This is a genomic window from Polynucleobacter sp. AM-25C3, from assembly GCF_018882335.1.
Classification (GTDB): domain Bacteria; phylum Pseudomonadota; class Gammaproteobacteria; order Burkholderiales; family Burkholderiaceae; genus Polynucleobacter.
This window is the reverse complement of sequence record NZ_JACVOS010000006.1, coordinates 13997-31590: the sequence shown is the minus strand read 5'-3', so window position 1 is coordinate 31590 and position 17594 is coordinate 13997. Positions and strand designations below refer to the sequence as shown.

Annotated in this window: 19 protein-coding genes; 17 read left to right on the top strand and 2 right to left on the bottom strand. The window is 47.1% G+C overall.

The window, feature by feature from the left end:
• Positions 1 to 6 precede the first annotated feature (6 nt).
• The gene (map, locus tag ICN12_RS05470) at positions 7 to 843 is read right to left on the bottom strand and encodes a type I methionyl aminopeptidase (RefSeq protein ID WP_216271358.1); all 837 of its coding nucleotides are present in this window, start codon (positions 841 to 843) and stop codon (positions 7 to 9) included.
• A gap of 268 nt (positions 844 to 1111) precedes the next feature.
• On the opposite strand from map, the gene rpsB reads away from it, so the two are divergent.
• From rpsB to ICN12_RS05385, 17 genes are all read left to right on the top strand, one after another.
• Positions 1112 to 1861 (top strand): 30S ribosomal protein S2, encoded by a 750-nt coding sequence (rpsB, locus tag ICN12_RS05465; RefSeq protein ID WP_216271357.1) that lies wholly within the window; start codon positions 1112 to 1114, stop codon positions 1859 to 1861.
• Positions 1861 to 2739 carry a translation elongation factor Ts gene (gene tsf / locus ICN12_RS05460; RefSeq protein WP_216271355.1) on the top strand — a complete coding sequence of 293 codons (879 nt, stop codon included), beginning with the start codon at positions 1861 to 1863 and terminating at the stop codon, positions 2737 to 2739. Before rpsB ends, tsf begins: the two co-directional genes overlap by 1 nt.
• Before the next feature lie 189 nt (positions 2740 to 2928).
• Complete coding sequence (gene pyrH, locus ICN12_RS05455) at positions 2929 to 3639, top strand: UMP kinase (RefSeq protein WP_216271353.1); 711 nt, start codon at positions 2929 to 2931, stop codon at positions 3637 to 3639.
• Between the two features lie 11 nt (positions 3640 to 3650).
• The gene (gene frr / locus ICN12_RS05450; protein WP_216271351.1) at positions 3651 to 4211 is read left to right on the top strand and encodes a ribosome recycling factor; all 561 of its coding nucleotides are present in this window, start codon (positions 3651 to 3653) and stop codon (positions 4209 to 4211) included.
• Between the two features lie 32 nt (positions 4212 to 4243).
• A complete protein-coding gene (gene uppS / locus ICN12_RS05445) occupies positions 4244 to 5017 on the top strand; it encodes a polyprenyl diphosphate synthase (protein WP_216271348.1) in 774 nt (257 codons plus the stop codon).
• 15 nt (positions 5018 to 5032) lie between these two features.
• A complete protein-coding gene (locus tag ICN12_RS05440; RefSeq protein WP_216271346.1) occupies positions 5033 to 5860 on the top strand; it encodes a phosphatidate cytidylyltransferase in 828 nt (275 codons plus the stop codon).
• Positions 5860 to 7047 carry a 1-deoxy-D-xylulose-5-phosphate reductoisomerase gene (ispC, locus tag ICN12_RS05435; RefSeq protein WP_216271344.1) on the top strand — a complete coding sequence of 396 codons (1188 nt, stop codon included), beginning with the start codon at positions 5860 to 5862 and terminating at the stop codon, positions 7045 to 7047. Before ICN12_RS05440 ends, ispC begins: the two co-directional genes overlap by 1 nt.
• 15 nt (positions 7048 to 7062) lie before the next feature.
• Entirely contained in the window at positions 7063 to 8196 is a 1134-nt protein-coding gene (locus ICN12_RS05430) for a M50 family metallopeptidase (RefSeq protein ID WP_216271342.1), read from the top strand.
• Complete coding sequence (gene bamA, locus ICN12_RS05425; protein WP_216271340.1) at positions 8193 to 10541, top strand: outer membrane protein assembly factor BamA; 2349 nt, start codon at positions 8193 to 8195, stop codon at positions 10539 to 10541. The genes ICN12_RS05430 and bamA overlap by 4 nt, the downstream gene beginning before the upstream one ends.
• An 18-nt stretch (positions 10542 to 10559) precedes the next feature.
• The gene (locus ICN12_RS05420) at positions 10560 to 11087 is read left to right on the top strand and encodes an OmpH/Skp family outer membrane protein (protein WP_216271338.1); all 528 of its coding nucleotides are present in this window, start codon (positions 10560 to 10562) and stop codon (positions 11085 to 11087) included.
• A gap of 5 nt (positions 11088 to 11092) precedes the next feature.
• Positions 11093 to 12154, top strand: coding sequence for a UDP-3-O-(3-hydroxymyristoyl)glucosamine N-acyltransferase (gene lpxD, locus ICN12_RS05415; RefSeq protein WP_216271336.1), 1062 nt, complete (start codon positions 11093 to 11095; stop codon positions 12152 to 12154).
• Between the two features lie 52 nt (positions 12155 to 12206).
• Positions 12207 to 12656: a 3-hydroxyacyl-ACP dehydratase FabZ gene (gene fabZ, locus ICN12_RS05410; RefSeq protein WP_216271333.1), complete on the top strand. Its 450-nt coding sequence runs from the start codon at positions 12207 to 12209 to the stop codon at positions 12654 to 12656.
• Complete coding sequence (gene lpxA, locus ICN12_RS05405; protein ID WP_216271331.1) at positions 12656 to 13453, top strand: acyl-ACP--UDP-N-acetylglucosamine O-acyltransferase; 798 nt, start codon at positions 12656 to 12658, stop codon at positions 13451 to 13453. The genes fabZ and lpxA overlap by 1 nt, the downstream gene beginning before the upstream one ends.
• Positions 13413 to 14666, top strand: coding sequence for a lipid-A-disaccharide synthase (lpxB, locus tag ICN12_RS05400; protein WP_216271329.1), 1254 nt, complete (start codon positions 13413 to 13415; stop codon positions 14664 to 14666). The genes lpxA and lpxB overlap by 41 nt, the downstream gene beginning before the upstream one ends.
• On the top strand, positions 14663 to 15256 hold the full coding sequence (gene rnhB, locus ICN12_RS05395) for a ribonuclease HII (protein WP_216271327.1): 594 nt from the start codon (positions 14663 to 14665) through the stop codon (positions 15254 to 15256). The genes lpxB and rnhB overlap by 4 nt, the downstream gene beginning before the upstream one ends.
• 8 nt (positions 15257 to 15264) lie before the next feature.
• Positions 15265 to 16089, top strand: coding sequence for a TrmH family RNA methyltransferase (locus ICN12_RS05390; protein WP_216271325.1), 825 nt, complete (start codon positions 15265 to 15267; stop codon positions 16087 to 16089).
• A gap of 47 nt (positions 16090 to 16136) precedes the next feature.
• Complete coding sequence (locus ICN12_RS05385) at positions 16137 to 16670, top strand: styrene oxide isomerase (RefSeq protein WP_216271323.1); 534 nt, start codon at positions 16137 to 16139, stop codon at positions 16668 to 16670.
• A gap of 9 nt (positions 16671 to 16679) precedes the next feature.
• On the opposite strand, the gene ppsR is transcribed toward ICN12_RS05385, so the two are convergent.
• The gene (gene ppsR, locus ICN12_RS05380; protein WP_216271320.1) at positions 16680 to 17507 is read right to left on the bottom strand and encodes a posphoenolpyruvate synthetase regulatory kinase/phosphorylase PpsR; all 828 of its coding nucleotides are present in this window, start codon (positions 17505 to 17507) and stop codon (positions 16680 to 16682) included.
• Positions 17508 to 17594: the final 87 nt, after the last annotated feature.

The window sequence follows — 17594 nt, the reverse complement described above, 5'->3', positions numbered from 1 at the left end:
TAAGGGTTAGGCGTTAGCCAGGTTTGGTCTAAACGAAAGACCTTTAACGCAATCGGGGATCGGATTGCTTCCTTCTGACCAAGTCAATACTTCTACGCCAGTTGCCGTGACCAAGAGGGTGTGCTCCCATTGCGCGGAGAGGCTGCGGTCCTTAGTCTTCACGGTCCATTGATCGGGCATCGTACGAATATCTCGTTTGCCAGCATTAATCATCGGCTCAATTGTGAAGGTCATACCTTCTTTCAATTTTTCACCAGTGCCAGGACGACCATAGTGAAGAATCTGTGGATCCTGATGGAATACTTTCCCAATGCCATGACCGCAATATTCACGCACGATTGAATATCCAGCATTTTCAGCATGGGTTTGAATGACATGACCAATGTCGCCTAGTGAGGCCCCTGGTTTGACTTGAGCAATGCCAAGCCACAAGCATTCAAAAGTAATTTGAGTCAGGCGCTTGGCCAATACCGAAACTTCGCCAACCATGAACATGCGGCTGGTATCGCCGTAGTAGCCATGAGGGGTGATGACGGTGATGTCCAAATTTACGACATCGCCAGTTTTTAAAATCTTTTCACCAGGAATGCCATGGCAGATCACATCATTCACAGAAGTGCAGATCGATGCCGGGAAGGGTGGATAGCCTGGAGGCTGATAGTTCAATGGGGCTGGAATGGTCTTTTGGACATCGCGCATGTACTCGTGGCAGATGCGGTCCAACTCAGCCGTACTGACGCCTGCTTTGACGTGTGGAGCTACATGATCAAGAACTTCACTAGCTAAGCGGCCAGCTTCGCGCATCCCTTGGATGTCTTTTTCGGCGGTAAATACACTATTCATGCCTTGATTATCAACGACTTGGCGGTTTTTGACAGGGGTGTAATGCCTAAAATTTAGGCAATCCCCTCCTTTAAAGCCTTCTCAGGAGTGCTTTTACCCCTCACCCCCCAGTCTGATGCTGGGCTAGAGCTAGCTAGATCATTGATATTTAAGCTATAATTTCGTTCTCAGGTCAATTTTGATCTGAAATCGCGGGTTGAGCCTTCCAGGGTGGCGTTTTTTAGCGCAGCTAGGACTCAATCTTAGAAACTAACCCTTAGGAGAAGTTATGTCAGTAACTATGCGTCAAATGCTGGAAGCCGGTTGCCATTTTGGTCACCAAACCCGTTTCTGGTCCCCAAGAATGGCCCCTTACATTTTCGGCCATCGCAACAAAATTCACATTATCAATTTGGAAAAAACATTGCCAATGTTTCAGGATGCCCTGAAATTTGCAAAACAAATTGCTGCTAATCGTGGAACTATTTTATTCGTTGGTACAAAGCGTCAATCACGCGAGATCATTGCTGAAGAAGCTGCTCGTGCTGGTATGCCTTATATCGACAGCCGTTGGTTGGGCGGTACGCTCACCAACTTTAAAACTGTTAAAGGTTCCCTCAAGCGTTTGAAGGACATGGCAGCTGCTAAAGAAGCTGGCGATTGGGAAAAGCTTTCCAAGAAAGAAGCGTTGACTAATGATCGTGATCTCGACAAGTTGCAAAAAGCGCTTGGCGGTATTCAAGATTTGAACGGCGTTCCTGATGCGATTTTCGTAGTGGATGTTGGTTATCACAAGATTGCTATTACCGAAGCGAACAAGCTGGGTATTCCAGTTATCGCTGTAGTCGATACCAACCACTCTCCAGAAGGTGTTGATTACATCATCCCTGGTAACGATGACTCCAGCAAAGCGGTTCTTCTCTACGCTCGTGGCATTGCTGATGCAATCCTCGAAGGTAAATCAAACTCTGTTCAAGAAATCTTGACCGCCGTTAAAGAAGGCGAAGAAGAGTTTGTTGAAGAAGGGAAAGCTGAATAATGGCTGCTATTACCGCTGCAATGGTTGGCGAGTTACGCGCCAAAACTGATGCTCCGATGATGGAGTGCAAGAAGGCCTTGACTGAGGCTGATGGCGATATGGCTCGTGCAGAAGAGATTCTGCGTGTAAAGCTGGGAAGTAAGGCTGGTAAAGCTGCGTCCCGCGTTACTGCTGAAGGTATTGTTGCTTCATTCATCGACGGCACTAACGGTGCTTTGCTTGAAGTGAACTGCGAAACTGACTTCGTTTCTAAGAACGATGACTTTTTGGCATTTACGAATGAGTGCGTGAAATTGGTTGCTGAAAAGAATCCAGCTGACGTTGCTGCATTACTTGCATTGCCAATGAGCGGTCAAACAGTTGACGAAGTTCGTAGCGCCTTGATCGGTAAGATCGGCGAGAACATCATGCCGCGTCGCTTCAAGCGTTTTGCTGGTAGCAACAAGTTGGTTTCTTACCTCCACGGTACTCGTATCGGTGTCATGGTTGAGTTCGAAGGCGACGAAACTGCAGCTAAAGACGTAGCAATGCATATTGCTGCAATGAAGCCAGTGGCTTTGTCGATGGCTGATGTTCCTGCTGAAGCAATTGCTGTTGAGCGTAGTGTTGCGGTTCAAAAGGCTGCTGAATCTGGCAAACCACCAGAAATCGTTGAGAAGATGGTTGAAGGTTCTATTCAGAAGTACCTCAAAGAGGTGTCTTTGTTGAACCAAACTTTCGTTAAAAACGACAAGCAATCCGTTGAGCAAATGCTCAAGGCTGCCAATACAACAATCAAGGGTTTCACCATGTTTGTTGTAGGCGAGGGCATTGAGAAGCGTCAGGACGACTTTGCAGCTGAAGTGGCTGCTCAGGTTGCCGCTGCTAAAGGCGCTTAATTAGCTCCAATATTGCTGGGCTTGCCCAGTAAGGCTGTAATCCTCAAAAGGGCATAGGAATCTCGGTTTCTATGCCCTTTTGTTTGATCTGTCCCAAGCCCTTTATAATTTGGGCAAGATATTAAAAAGTACTTAAAGATCAATACGCTAAGCAAGTAAATTGCTTGGCTAATTACGGAAAATAAAACGATGCCAGCCTACAAACGTGTTCTCTTGAAACTTTCTGGTGAAGCCCTGATGGGGGATGATGCTTTTGGCATCAATCCAGTCACTATTGATTCCATGGTCACAGAAATTGCCGATGTAGTGAACAGCGGCGTTCAGTTAGCAATCGTGATCGGTGGCGGAAATATTTTCCGTGGGGTAGCAGGTGGTGCGGCCGGTATGGATCGTGCAACGGCTGACTACATGGGAATGCTTGCCACCATGATGAATTCTCTTGCGCTGCAAGATGCCTTGCGTCAAAAAGGCGTCGAGGCCCGCGTGCAATCCGCTTTAAGAATGGATCAAGTGGTTGAGCCTTATATTCGCCCGCGTGCCATTCGTGCATTAGGTGAGGGCAAGGTGGTGATTTTTGCGGCGGGTACCGGCAACCCTTTCTTTACTACCGATACCGCAGCGGCTTTGCGTGGCGCAGAGATGGGTGTGGAGATTGTGTTGAAAGCTACCAAGGTCGATGGTATTTACAGCGCCGATCCAATGAAAGACCCAACGGCTACCCTCTACAAAACCATTACTTTTGATGAAGCCATCATCAAAAACTTACAGGTCATGGATGCAACGGCATTTGCGTTGTGCCGCGATCGCAAATTACCAATCAAAGTATTTTCGATCCTCAAGCCAGGCGCTCTGATGCGTGTGGTTCAGGGTGAGTCTGAAGGTACTTTAGTACACGTTTAATAGGAGGCTTGATGTCCGCAGCAGAAATTAAAACCACTAGCGATCAAAAGATGCAGAAGTCTCTTGAGGCCTTGAAGACCAATTTGGCGAAGATCCGATCTGGTCGTGCAAACCCTGGAATTTTGGAGCATATCCAAGTCGATTACTACGGTAATCCAACGCCGCTGAGCCAAGTGGCTAGCTTAGGTTTGGCTGATGCCAGAACGATTAATGTTCAACCATTTGAAAAGACCATGGTTGCCGCAATTGAGAAGGCCATTCGTGACTCTGATTTAGGTCTCAATCCCGCATCCCAAGGTACCGTTATTCGTGTACCAATGCCTGCGCTAACTGAAGAGCGTCGTCGTGACTTGACGAAGGTTGTGAGAAACGAGGGCGAAGATACCAAAATTGCTGTCCGCAATTTACGCCGTGATGCAAACGAATATTTAAAGCGTCTCACCAAAGATAAAGAAATTTCCGAGGATGATGAGCGTCGTGCGACAGACGAGATTCAGAAGATGACTGATCGTGCCGTGGTAGATATCGACAAGATCGTTTCAGAAAAAGAAAAAGAGATCATGACGGTTTAGTCGTCAGATCCATTTCTTCTACATCAAGATCAATGACTCCCCATACTAGTTCCACCTTAGTTGTTCCGGAGGTTCGCGCTATTCCACGCCATGTTGCCATCATCATGGACGGCAATGGGCGCTGGGCTAGTAAGCGTTTCATGCCGCGCGTAGCAGGTCACTCCGAAGGTTTGGGCTCAGTACGTAAAATTGTTCAAGAGTGCCGTCGCCTTGGTGTGGAATACCTCACCGTGTTTGCGTTCAGTTCCGAGAACTGGCGCCGCCCACCGGAAGAGGTGGGTTTTTTAATGAAGCTATTTTTGAAGTCATTGAAAAGCGAAGTCTCCCGCCTTGCTGAAAACGATATCTCTCTGCGTCTCATTGGCGACTTGAGTCGCTTTGATTCTGCGATTCAAGAGATGGTGCAATTTTCTGAAGAAAAAACTGCTGGATGTAAGGGGCTTACTTTTACTATCGCCGCCAACTATGGCGGACGTTGGGATATTTTGCAGGCCATGCGCCAATGTTTAGTTGCCAATCCCGACTTAAAGCCTGAGCAAGTTTCCGAAGAATTGCTTCAGCCTCATTTGTCGATGGCCTATGCACCAGAGCCAGATTTGTTTATTCGTACTGGTGGTGAGCAGCGCGTCAGCAACTTCTTGCTATGGCAACTAGCCTATACCGAGTTGTATTTCACGGACATACTCTGGCCTGATTTTGATGAGGCTGAATTACACAAGGCTTTTGATTGGTTTAGTCAGCGTGAGCGTCGTTTTGGGCGTACGAGTGCTCAGCTAGCTTCCGAGCCAATGAGCGACGCAGTCTAAGCCCTTTATCCCCCTATGTTAAAAACCCGAATCATTACTGCCACCATTCTGATGGCAGTGCTATTGCCCATCTTATTTTTATTGCCACCGTTTTATCTCGGTGCTTTTTTCCTACTTGCGCTGGTAGCTGCCGCTTGGGAATGGAGCCGCATGATTGCGCCTGAAGCGAAATTAGCCGCATGGCTCTACGCCGCTTTTTGCTTAGCAATCATTTTATTTTTGTTGGGTATGCAAGCCATCTCATGGCAGTTTTCTTTGCTGATGATGGCTGTCTTATTTTGGTTCTTTCTTGCGCCATTCATTTTGGCAAACGGTATGAATCTCTCCCTGCAGAAATTTAAGCCTTTCTACAGCATTCTCGGACTTATCATTCTTCCAGCGACTTGGTTTGCTTTGGTTTTCTTACGTGAACTGGGTTTGGTATTTTTATTAAGCAGTATGGCCTTGGTCTGGGTGGCTGATATTGGTGCTTATTTCGTTGGCAAGGCATTTGGTAAACATAAACTAGCCGTGCAAATTAGCCCCGGAAAATCGATTGAAGGAGCGCTGGGTGGCTTAGTGCTTTGCTATCTCTATGCATTGTTGTGCGTGGTGTATTTACCGCTTGGGGATACTTTGTTTGGAGCTTGGGCGATTCGGTTTGGTTGGGTTCCCATGTTCTTGATGGTGACGGTATTGGCTGCATTTAGCGTCTTCGGTGATTTATTTGAGTCTCAGTTAAAACGCTTGGCTGGCGTTAAAGACAGCAGTCATTTGCTGCCTGGCCATGGCGGTGTTTTGGATCGTGTTGATGCACTCATTCCAACCATGCCGATTGCTGCGCTGCTTGCCGGGTTTATTTAATGTCGGTCAAGAAAGTTGCCATCCTCGGGTCGACGGGATCAATTGGCGTAAATACTCTAGATGTGATTCGTGCACATCCCGATCGCTTTCAGGTAGTGGCACTCACTGCCGCAAAACAAATTGAACGTTTAGCTGAGCAATGTATTGAGTTCAATCCTGCTATTGCAGTTGTTGCTGACGCTGACGGCGCTGCTCAGCTGAGTCGACTCTTGCAGGAAAAGAAGATATCCACTCAAGTCCTCTATGGACCTGGAGCCTTAGTTAGTGCAGTGACCGAATCTGGATGCGACACCGTGATGGCCGCGATTGTCGGTGCGGCTGGCCTGGTCCCAGCCTTAGCTGCGGCGCAAGCGGGTAAGCGTGTATTGCTAGCTAATAAAGAAGCGCTCGTGATGTCAGGCGATTTATTTATGCAAGCCATGAAAGCCGGTGGAGGTGAGCTATTGCCGATCGATAGTGAGCACAATGCTATTTTCCAATGCCTGCCTGATCGTTTTACCAAAAACCCATTAGATCATTTGGGGGTTGAAGAGCTTTGGTTAACGGCCTCTGGTGGCCCATTTAGAGATATGCCGATAACAGATTTGGCGAACATCACACCGGAGCAAGCCTGCGCGCATCCTAACTGGGTGATGGGTCGAAAGATTTCAGTAGATTCTGCGACGATGATGAATAAGGGCCTTGAGGTGATCGAGGCTTTTTGGTTGTTTGGTTTGCCGCTAAATCAAATTAAGGTATTGATTCATCCGCAGAGCGTGGTGCATTCGATGGTGCGCTATCGTGATGGTTCAGTGCTAGCGCAAATGGGTCAGCCTGACATGCGCACACCCATTGCCTATGGATTGGCATGGCCCGAGCGTATCGATGCTGGCGTAGCGCCATTAAATCTGACGCAGTTAGCTGGACTAAGTTTTTCCGAACCCAATCTCGCTCAATTTCCTTGTTTGAGCTTGGCATTTGCAGCTGCTAAAACGGGCGGCACTGCACCCGCCATACTCAATGCCGCTAATGAAATCGCAGTCGCCGCTTTTTTAGATGAAGGTTTGCCTTATTTAAAGATTGCGGAAGTGGTGGAGCGCACATTAAACGCGGTGCCCTCCGTTTCTGCGGGCTCTCTGGAGACCATTCTTAGTGCAGATACGAAAGCACGTCAGATTGCGAGTGATTTCATTCGCGATATCAGGTGAGAGATCGGTAATTTTGTGCAGGCTTTAATTACTCTTGCTGCATTCTTGGTCACGCTAGGTGTGCTGGTTAGCTTTCATGAGTATGGCCATTTTTTAGCTGCACGTTTGTGTGGCGTTAAAGTCCTTCGCTTTGCCCTGGGATTTGGCAGGCCGCTATTTACTCATCGTGCGAGCAACGGAACCGAATGGGTCCTTGCCTCCATTCCCTTGGGCGGTTATGTGAAATTGCTGGACGGGCGCGATAGTCAGCAATCGATCAGCTCTGCAGATCGCCCAGAATCATTTGATGTAAAGCCGCTTTGGCAGCGGTCCTTGATCGTAGCAGCGGGACCCTTTGCCAATTTCCTGTTGGCGGTGATTTTGTTCTCTGTGATTTATGTCTCGGGTGTGCCTCAGTTGCCTGCTCGACTTCAAGCTCCGCCCGAGCAATCGGTTGCTGCCAAATTAGGCGTAGTAGCAGGTGATCAGGTCATCGGCTGGCAATCTTTGTCATCTGATGAGGGTGGCGCCCCAATCCTTGAGGATTTTGATCCTGTTCCCAGTTGGAATGCCTTGCGCTGGCTATTATTGGATGCCATCACTGGGGAGCAGGGTTTTGCTCTCGAGATGCAAGATGTTTCTGGTGGTCGCCACGTCAAATCATTCAAGCGGGGTGATTTACCGCAAGTAGCGCCAGAATCTGACCCCTTTCAGGCGCTAGGCCTGCTTCCAGTAATCAGCTCACCTTCGGAGTGGAAAGAGCTCAAATTAGGCCCTATAGATGCCCTGGGCTTTGCCAGTCAGCGGGTATTTTTAATTACCAAGGTCTCCCTGCGGCTAATGCTGGGTTTATTTACCGGCAAAACGACCTTAAAGCAGCTTGGCGGACCCTTAAGCATTGCTGATATGGCGGGGAAGTCTGCTCAGGTGGGCTGGCAGCCATTTGTAGCCTTTTTGGCCCTCATGAGTATCAGTATCGGACTCTTGAATTTGGTGCCTCTCCCAATGCTAGATGGGGGTCAGCTCCTGTATGATGCATGGGAGTTGGTTGTTGGCAAGCGAATTTCATTATCGATGCAGGAAAAGCTCCAAAAAGTGGGTTTTTTGCTACTGATATCTCTTTCCTTGTTAGCCTTGTTTAACGATTTGCAACGCTACCTTTCACCTTGAATTTTTTGAACCCTTCTTTTCGCTCTGTAACTCGATTTGTTGCCCAAATCGCCCTGATTATTGCTGCCGGTCTGTGTATAAATGCTCAAGCAGCAGAAACCTTCGTTATCAAAGATATCCGTATTGAGGGTTTGCAGCGGGTTGAGCCAGGCACCGTGTTTAGTTACTTGCCCGTGCAAGTGGGTGATACCTTCACAGAAGAGAAAAGTGCTGAAGCCATCAAAGCTTTGTATAGCACTGGCTTTTTCCGAGATGTGCAGATTCAGGCGCAAGGTAGTGTCTTAATTGTGATTGTTGAAGAGCGTCCCACTATCTCCCGCATTGAATTTACTGGGATGAAAGAGTTTGACCAGGAAGTAGTACGCAAATCCTTAAAAACAGTTGGCGTTGCTGAAGCCCGCTTCTATGACAAGGCCTTAATTGACAAAGCAGAACAAGAGCTCAAGCGCCAATATGTCGGTAAAGGTATGTATGCGGCAGAAGTGGTTGCAACAGTGACCCCTGTTGAGCGTAACCAGGTAGCGATTTATTTCAATATCGATGAAGGTCCTGTAGCGAAGATTCAGGAGATTAATTTCATCGGTGATGCCGTATTCAGCGAGAGCACCCTGAAAAGCCAGATGCAGCTCAAGACCGGTGGATGGCTATCTTGGTATAGCAAAGATAATCTGTATTCCAAGCAAAAACTGACCGCTGACTTAGAGAATATTCGCTCTTACTATCTCAATCGGGGCTATCTTGAATTTGTCATTGAATCTACCCAGGTATCGATTACTCCGGATAAAAAAGGTATTTACTTGACCATCAGTATTCGTGAGGGCAATAAGTTCACGGTGAAAGATGTCCGCTTGGCTGGCGATTTACTAGGCAAAGAGGCCGAACTGATTCAATTGGTAAAACTGAAGCCAGGAGACACTTTCTCCTCTGCTAAGTTAACCGAAAGCACTAAAGCAATTGCAGAAATTCTCGGCTCCTATGGTTATGCCTTTGCAACGATTAATCCCCAGCCAGACATCCGTCGCGACTTAAGTGAAGTGGATTTGACGCTCGTAGTTGATCCAGGTCGTCGTGTTTATGTGCGCCAAGTCAATGTCACTGGAAATGCCAAGACCCGCGATATGGTGATTCGTCGTGAGATGCGTCAGTTTGAAAGTTCATGGTTCGATAGTGAGAAGATTGATTTATCTAAAAAGCGTTTAGGTCGTCTGGGCTACTTTACTGAGACTGATGTTTCTACGCAAGACGTTCCTGGATCCCCCGATCAAGTAGATGTGAATGTTAAGGTGACTGAGAAGCCAACGGGCGCAATTACCTTAGGTGCTGGCTTTTCATCTACTGAGAAGTTGATCCTGTCTGCAGGTATTAACCAGGAAAATGCCTTTGGTACTGGCACAGCGGTAGGTCTGAATTTTTCTCTTGGTAAGATTAATCAAAGTTTGGCCTTATCAAACTACGACCCGTATTTCACGGAAGACGGCATTAGTCGCTACACCGATTTGTACTACCGCTCTTCCAAGCCGCTGTATTACACCGGTGATCCGGACTATCAGATCAAGTCAGTTGGTAGCAATATTAAGTTTGGTGTTCCCTATACCGAAGTGGATCGTGTTTTCTTTGGCTCTGGTTTTGAGGTTTTCCAAATTCAATCTAGTATCAATACGCCAACTCCGTATCTAAATTACATGCAGGACTATGGCATTGCAGCGCCTGGCTATCCTGCGACACTGAATACTTACAACGTTCCAATTACTGTGGGTTGGTCACGCGATGGTCGTGATAGCGCCTTGATTCCATCAACTGGATCATTGCAGCAATTGAATGCTGAAGTGGGTACTCCTTTAGGCAACATGATGTTCTATCGCTTATTTGGGCAATATCAGAAATACCACTCTTTCTCAAAAGGCAATATTTTGTCCTTTAATGGTGAGGTTGGTTATGGTGAGGCCTACGGCAAGTACCCGTTCCCGATTACCAAAAACTACTATGTGGGTGGTATCGGGTCGGTTCGAGGTTATTCTCCAGGCTCTCTTGGACCTACTTATGTCAATACCTATACCGGCTTAAATCAGCCAACCGGTGGACAGTCCAAAATTGTGACTAACGTTGAATATACCGTTCCGGTTCCCGGATCTGGCGTCGATAAAACCTTACGGGTATTTGGTTTCGTAGACGGTGGTAATGTCTATAACGAAAATATCAATCTCGTCTTGCGATATTCTTATGGCTTGGGTTTATCATGGATATCACCACTGGGCCCACTGAAATTTAGTTATGGTATTCCGATCAAATCGTTACCAACAGATAATATTCAGCGTTTGCAGTTCCAAGTGGGTACAGCGTTTTAATTGTTTAAGGAAAGTTTTATGAGGCTCTATCAATCTTCTAAATGGATTCAATACGGCTTAATTGCCGTTTCATCTCTTATTGCTTTGCCACAGGCATTTGCTCAAGAAGCTGGAACTCGGGTTGCGGCTGTTAACGTTGAAAAAGTGTTCAACGAATCGAATATGGCTAAGGCAAGTCAGACTAAGCTGCAAAATGAGTTTATGAAGCGTCAGAATGAAATTCGTGAAAGCGCTCAAAAAATTAAGTCGGCTGCTGAAAAGTTGGATCGTGATTCAGCGGTGATGTCTGAAGCGGATCGTGTACGTCGTCAACGTGAGTTGTCAGACCAAGATCGCGAATTGCAACGCAAGCAACGCGAATACACAGAAGATCTCAATCAGCGTAACTTTGAAGAGCGTGCCAAGATTGCTGAAAAAGCAAACCAAGCCCTCAAGCAAATTGCTGACCAAAGAAAAATTGATGTCATTATTCAAGACCCAGCCTATGCCAATCCAAAGGTTGACGTTACTGATGATGTCATCAAGGCCTTGAACAGTCTCAAGTAAGTTTTATGCCCACCGCCATCGAGCTGGCCGAACAGTTTCAAGTAAGCTTGGTGGGGGATGGCTCCCTCGCGCTTCAGGGCCTCGCTCCTCTCGAGCGGGCCCAGTCTAACCAGATCTCCTTTCTCTCAAATCCGCTGTATCGCCAGCAGGCTAGCGATAGCGCTGCGGGGGGATTGATTGTTAGCCAAGCGGATCTGGATTTTCTTCAGGCAATGCCTAGTGCGGATTCAGCGAAACGCGTTTACTTTGTCTCAAAAAATCCTTATGCTAGCTTTGCCAGAATGGCGCAGTATTTTGCTAAGGCATCTGCACCCATTTATGCTCCCGGCATACATCCAAGCGCAGCAATAGATCCCACTGTAAATATTCCTGCTTCATGCCATATCGGACCATTTGTACAAATCGGCCCTGGCGTTAAGTTGGGTGAGCGCGTTACATTACTAGGCAATATTTTTGTAGCAAGAAATTCCACCATTGGCAGTGACACTTTGATTTACCCCAATGCCTCTATTTATTCAGAGACCACGATTGGTGAGCGTTGCATCATTCATAGTGGCGCGGTGATTGGTGCCGATGGTTTTGGCTTTGCCCCTGATTTTTCCGCTACGGGCGGTGAGTGGGTCAAGATTCCGCAAACTGGGGCTGTAGTGATTGGCAATGATGTGGAAATTGGCGCATCAAGCACGATTGATCGTGGCGCGATGAGCGACACCATCATTGGCGCAGGCACGAAAATTGATAATCAAGTACAAATTGCGCATAACGTAGTGATTGGTAACTGTTGCGTTATTGCGGGTTGTGCAGCTATTTCAGGAAGCACCAAGATTGGTAACTTCTGCATCATTGGTGGCGCAGCGAATTTTGCTGGACATCTCACGATTGCTGATAGAACTACAGTTTCTGGTAATACCTCGATAATCCGCTCCATTACTGAGCCAGGCCAGCATTACACAGGCGTTTATCCCTCAATGCTACATAGCGCTTGGGAGAAAAATGCAGCTATCCTGCGGGGTCTCGATAAAATACGCCAACGCTTGCGTTTATTGGATAAATCCAAAAACTCCTAGTCTTAAAATAATAGAATCCAAATCCTTAGTAACTCAAATAAGCAGGTAAACCATGAGCAAACCCATCGCCATCGACATTAATAAGATTTTGAAATTATTGCCGCATCGCTATCCTTTTTTATTGGTTGATCGCGTATTAGAGCTTGAGCCGCGTAAAAGCATTACTGCGCTCAAAAACGTCACAATGAATGAGCCATTCTTTCAGGGCCATTTTCCGGATTTTCCAGTCATGCCTGGTGTCTTGATTATTGAAGCGCTAGCTCAAACGGCTGCTTTATTGACGTTCTCGGAAGAGCGTGCGGAAGATGCTGTTTACTACTTTGCTGGCATTGATGGTGCTCGCTTTAAGAAGCCGGTATTGCCGGGAGATCAACTTATCATGACTGCAAAGTTGGAGCGTGAGCGCGCTGGCATCTACAAGTTCCAAGTACAAGCGACAGTTGATGGAGAGCTTGCAGCTGAAGCCAATATCACTTGTGCCGTTCGTACGAAAGGCGTGTAATGACTCGGATTCATGCATCCGCAGTAGTTGATAGCAAGGCCGAAATCGCTAGCGATGTTGAGATTGGCCCTTATTCAGTTATCGGGCCAAATGTCAAAATCGGCGCTGGTACTAAGATAGGCTCTCATACCGTGATTGAGGGTTACACCACCATCGGTAAAGAAAATACCTTTGCGCACTTTGCAGCTATCGGTGGAGCACCACAGGATATGAAATACCGTGGCGAACCTACCCAATTGATTATTGGCGATCGCAATACGATCCGTGAGTTCACGACCATTCATACGGGGACCTCTCAAGATGAGGGCATTACCCGTATTGGTAATGACAATTGGATTATGGCTTATGTGCATATTGCACATGATTGCCAGATTGGTAACAACACGATTTTCTCAAGCAATGCACAAATTGCTGGTCACGTTCAAGTGAATGATTGGGCAATAATGGGTGGCATGTCTGGCGTACATCAGTTTGTGCGCATTGGTCAGCACGCTATGCTTGGTGGGGCCTCTGCTTTAGTGCAAGATATTCCACCGTTTGTGATTGCTGCTGGTGATAAAGCTTCTCCACATGGTATTAATGTGGAAGGCCTTAAACGTCGGGGTTTTTCAAGCGAGACTATTTCTGCATTGCGTCAGGCATACAAGGTTCTTTACAAAGATGGTCTGAGCTTTGAAGAGGCTAAGGTGGAGATTCAGAAGATGGTGATCGCTAGCGCTTCAGATGTTGCTACCGCGGAAAAGCTCGCTGAGTTCCATGACTTTATTGCCGCCTCTACGCGCGGCATCATTCGATAAAGTAAGCCTAGTGTCTAAACTCGCTTGTGTTGCCGGAGAGCCTTCGGGCGATCTACTGGCTGCACCAGCACTGAGTGCCTTAAAGCAGATCCCCGACACATCCAATTTGGAGGTTTACGGTATTGGAGGCCCACGCATGCAGGCTGAAGGCTTGCGATCTGATTGGCCGATGGAGACCTTGAGTGTCCGTGGTTATGTTGAGGCAATCAAACAGCTACCTGCCATTCTGAAACTCCGTAAAGAGTTAATCGCCAATCTTCTGGGCGAAGGTCGCCCCGATGTTTATCTCGGGATAGACGCACCGGATTTCAATTTAGGAGTGGAGCTGGCCTTGCGTAAAGCAGGCATTCCAACTTTACATTTCGTCTCCCCATCTATTTGGGCGTGGAGAGCTGGGCGCATTACCAAGATTAAGCAAGCTGTCGAAAGAATGCTGTGCATCTTTCCATTTGAAACCGAGATTTATGAGCGAGCAGGTATCAGTGCGACTTACGTTGGGCACCCACTAGCAAGTGAGATTCCTCTAGAGCCAAACCCAGCGTCTGCCAAACAAAGAATCGAAATAATCTTAAATTTACCTAGCAACGCATTAAATGGAATTGTTGTTTCTGTATTGCCTGGTAGCCGCGGCTCAGAAATTGAACTCATTGCCCCTATCTTTTTCGAGACGATGACCGAACTTGCGAAGCGTATGCAGGGGCAGGTACTGCACTTTGTGATTCCGGTGGCAACGCCACGTTTGCGTGCGCCGCTTGAAGCCTTGCTCAATAAAACTCTAGAGCAAAATCCAGATCTTGATATTCATTTGATTGATGGTGAGGCTGATGCCGTTTTGGAGGCTGCTGATGTAGTGTTGATCGCCAGCGGTACGGCTGCTCTACAAGCTGCGCTTTGGAAAAAACCGATGGTCATTTCCTATAAAGTGCCTTGGCTCACTGCTCAGATTATGAAGCGCCAAGGTTATCTTCCTTATGTCGGCCTGCCGAATATTCTATGCGGTGAATTTGTTGTCCCGGAGCTTTTGCAGGATGATGCTACTCCGAGTAAATTGGCAGACGCCTTGTTGGATTGGTTAAATCATCCCAATAAAGTCAATCAACTCAAAACCCGTTTTGCACAGATGCATGAGACCTTACGCAGACCAACGGGCTTGCTGGTGGCGCAGGCTGTTGCACAAACTATTGCTGCTGGTAAAAATCGGATTAGTGCGTGAGTGTGATTTGGATCTGCGGTGTCGATGAAGCAGGGCGTGGCCCTTTGGCGGGAGCGGTGGTCGCTGGTGCAGTTGTACTTGATCCAGAGAACCCCATCACCGGATTAAAGGATTCCAAGAAATTATCTGCCGCAAGACGTGAGTTTTTGTTCGGGGAAATTCAATTAAAGGCAAAAGCATGGGGGCTCGGTGAAGCCAGTCCTGCAGAGATAGATCAGATTAATATTTTGCAAGCAACGATGCTGGCAATGCGCCGAGCGATTGAAGATTTGACTACCCGTTTAGGCGGCTGGCCGGAGAAGGCTTTAATCGATGGTAATCGCTGCCCAGAGTTGCCGATTGCCGCAGAAGCCATTGTCAAAGGGGATGCCAAGGAGCCCGCTATCTCGGCGGCCTCGATTTTGGCTAAAGTAACGCGCGATCGTCAAATGATGGCTTTGCACGAGATACATCCTCAGTATGGCTTTGCTCAACATATGGGTTATCCAACGGAAGCGCATTTTGCCGCCTTAAAAGAGTTTGGAGCATGTTCAGAGCATCGTCGTAGCTTCTCGCCTGTTCGCAATGTTTTAGCCCTTCATAGTCGATAATCCAAGCTATGAAAATTGAATTTATTAGCTCAAAAGACAATTCCTTGTTTAGGGAGGTTCGTCAATTGCAAGCCACTGGCCCTAAAGGCCAAAAGGCAAGATTTGCTTGCGGCCAGGCTTTGCTAGAAGGCATTCATTTGGTTCAAACCTGGGTAGGTGATCCAGCGCTCAAAACCTTAATTACCTCAGAGCTGGGATTGCAAAATCCAGAGATTGCCCAAGCCGTCTATGACCATGTAGAAATTTGTCCCGAGACGCGCGTGTATCAATTGGATAAAGGCCTATGGGATTTGCTGAGTGATTTGGTGAATGCTCCACAAATTGCGGGATTATTGGATCTTCCTCAAACTGCTTTAAATCCACAAAAGTCGGTTGCGACGATTTCTGGCGATGTGATTATTTTGGATCGCATACAAGATGCAGGTAACGTTGGCTCGATTTTGCGCACTGCAGCAGCAGCTGGCTTTACTCAGGTCGTTGCACTTACGGGTTGCGCCCACTTGTGGTCAAGCAAGGTATTGCGCGCTGGTATGGGCGCTCACCGATTGCTGGATCTTTATGAAGGCTGGTCAACACAGCAAGTGTTAAGCGCTGTGACCGCACCTTTACTAGCCGCTACTGCTGATGGTGAGTTAGAGCTCTTCAATATGCCTAAGGTATTGATTCATCCGGTTGCCTGGGTAATGGGAAGTGAAGGCCAAGGCGTCTCTGAAGATCTGATGGCCCAAGCTAAAGGCGTTTCTATACCGATTGATCCAAGAGTTGAATCCCTGAATGTTTCCACGGCAGCGGCGATCTGCCTGTTTGAAGCTGTGCGCGTTAGACGCAGTTAACTGATTACTGAAGTAGTATTGCTAACACCATATTTTTTTAGGATTGAATGAGCTTCCAATACGACAAAAGATTCTTAATATCTGGACTCATTATGTTGGTTCTTGGGCTTGTAGCGCCAATTTACTCGCCGTATGCACTAGCCAAAATAGGCCTCTTGCAGGCTCACTTAATTGGAGCAGTACAAGCTTTAGTATTCTTTTCTTTTGCTTGGATGTGGCCCCAGTTATCTCTCCCCAAATTTACCAAGGCTATTGCTACCTTTTGCCTCTATGTCTCCCTATGGGCTAATTGGATAGGCACTTTATTTGTCGGCATTTTTGGTGCCGGAAAAGAGCAATACATTGTTAATCAAGATCTGGTTCCAGGCGCTACAGGTTTTTGGAACATGGCAACCTTATTGCTGATTAATCTATCTCAGTTGGCTGTATTGGCGGTGATATTGGCCATCATTGGTTTTCTGGGTTGGGCTTGGACAAGCAAAAAAGAGCGAGCTACCAACTTCATTGCATTGATGCTGCTGATAGCGCTATTGGTAATTAGCCTCTTCCAAACCTTTAATCCAGAATTTTCAAACGGATAAAGAAGGTCTTTAACCTAAGATTGTTTTATCTGACTTAATGGACTGCAAGACTGTGGTCGCAATTTCTTCAATGGATTTGCTAGTAGTGACTACCCATGGGATCGACGCTTTCTTCATCATGGCAGTGGCTTCATTAATTTCATAGCGGCAGTTTTCTAACTTCGCGTAGTTACTCCCTGGGCGCCGCTCATTGCGAATCTCTGATAGTCGCTCAGCATCAATCATGAGGCCAAATATCTTATTGCGATACGGAACCAAATCCTTAGGTAATTGACCGCGCTCAAAATCCTCCGGAATGAGAGGGTAGTTCGCTGCCTTCATACCGTATTGCATCGCCAAGTAAAGACTGGTTGGCGTTTTGCCAACGCGGGAGATGCCCACCAAGATGACATCTGCTTCAGCCAAATTTTTGTTGGACTGACCATCATCATGAGCTAGGGAGTAATTAATGGCCTCAATGCGGTTTTTGTAGGCCTCTGTGTCAGCATTGTGATGGAGGCGATTCATGGCATGGGTTGATTTAACCCCAAGAGCTTGTTCTAAAGGGGCTACGAAAGTCTGAAACATATCCAAAATAAGGCCATTAGCCTTACCGACAATCTGGTTCAGTTCGGGATTCACCAAAGTGGTGAAAACGATCGGTTGAACTTCATATTTGGAGGCCGCTTGATTGATGGTAGAAACGGCATCATGGGCTTTTTCAATACTATCCACAAAAGGCACTCGAATGTGCTTAAAAGTGGCCTCAAATTGCGCCAAAATCGACTGGCTGAAGTTCTCGGCTGTAATTCCGGTGCCGTCAGAAACGATAAAAACAATGCGGGTTTGGGTAGACATGAGATTGGCCTAAAAGTCGTGGTCAGCACTACAATATGCAGTTAATGAAGTATGCCGTATTTTATTCGGCCGCTCGACCAGTTTCCT

Coding starts and splice junctions, on each gene's coding strand:
- map (WP_216271358.1), bottom strand. CDS start 843: ATGAATAGTGTATTTACCGCCGAAAAAGACATCCAAGGGATGCGCGAA.
- rpsB (WP_216271357.1), top strand. CDS start 1,112: ATGTCAGTAACTATGCGTCAAATGCTGGAAGCCGGTTGCCATTTTGGT.
- tsf (WP_216271355.1), top strand. CDS start 1,861: ATGGCTGCTATTACCGCTGCAATGGTTGGCGAGTTACGCGCCAAAACT.
- pyrH (WP_216271353.1), top strand. CDS start 2,929: ATGCCAGCCTACAAACGTGTTCTCTTGAAACTTTCTGGTGAAGCCCTG.
- frr (WP_216271351.1), top strand. CDS start 3,651: ATGTCCGCAGCAGAAATTAAAACCACTAGCGATCAAAAGATGCAGAAG.
- uppS (WP_216271348.1), top strand. CDS start 4,244: ATGACTCCCCATACTAGTTCCACCTTAGTTGTTCCGGAGGTTCGCGCT.
- ICN12_RS05440 (WP_216271346.1), top strand. CDS start 5,033: ATGTTAAAAACCCGAATCATTACTGCCACCATTCTGATGGCAGTGCTA.
- ispC (WP_216271344.1), top strand. CDS start 5,860: ATGTCGGTCAAGAAAGTTGCCATCCTCGGGTCGACGGGATCAATTGGC.
- ICN12_RS05420 (WP_216271338.1), top strand. CDS start 10,560: ATGAGGCTCTATCAATCTTCTAAATGGATTCAATACGGCTTAATTGCC.
- lpxD (WP_216271336.1), top strand. CDS start 11,093: ATGCCCACCGCCATCGAGCTGGCCGAACAGTTTCAAGTAAGCTTGGTG.
- fabZ (WP_216271333.1), top strand. CDS start 12,207: ATGAGCAAACCCATCGCCATCGACATTAATAAGATTTTGAAATTATTG.
- lpxA (WP_216271331.1), top strand. CDS start 12,656: ATGACTCGGATTCATGCATCCGCAGTAGTTGATAGCAAGGCCGAAATC.
- lpxB (WP_216271329.1), top strand. CDS start 13,413: ATGACTTTATTGCCGCCTCTACGCGCGGCATCATTCGATAAAGTAAGC.
- ICN12_RS05390 (WP_216271325.1), top strand. CDS start 15,265: ATGAAAATTGAATTTATTAGCTCAAAAGACAATTCCTTGTTTAGGGAG.
- ICN12_RS05385 (WP_216271323.1), top strand. CDS start 16,137: ATGAGCTTCCAATACGACAAAAGATTCTTAATATCTGGACTCATTATG.
- ppsR (WP_216271320.1), bottom strand. CDS start 17,507: ATGTCTACCCAAACCCGCATTGTTTTTATCGTTTCTGACGGCACCGGA.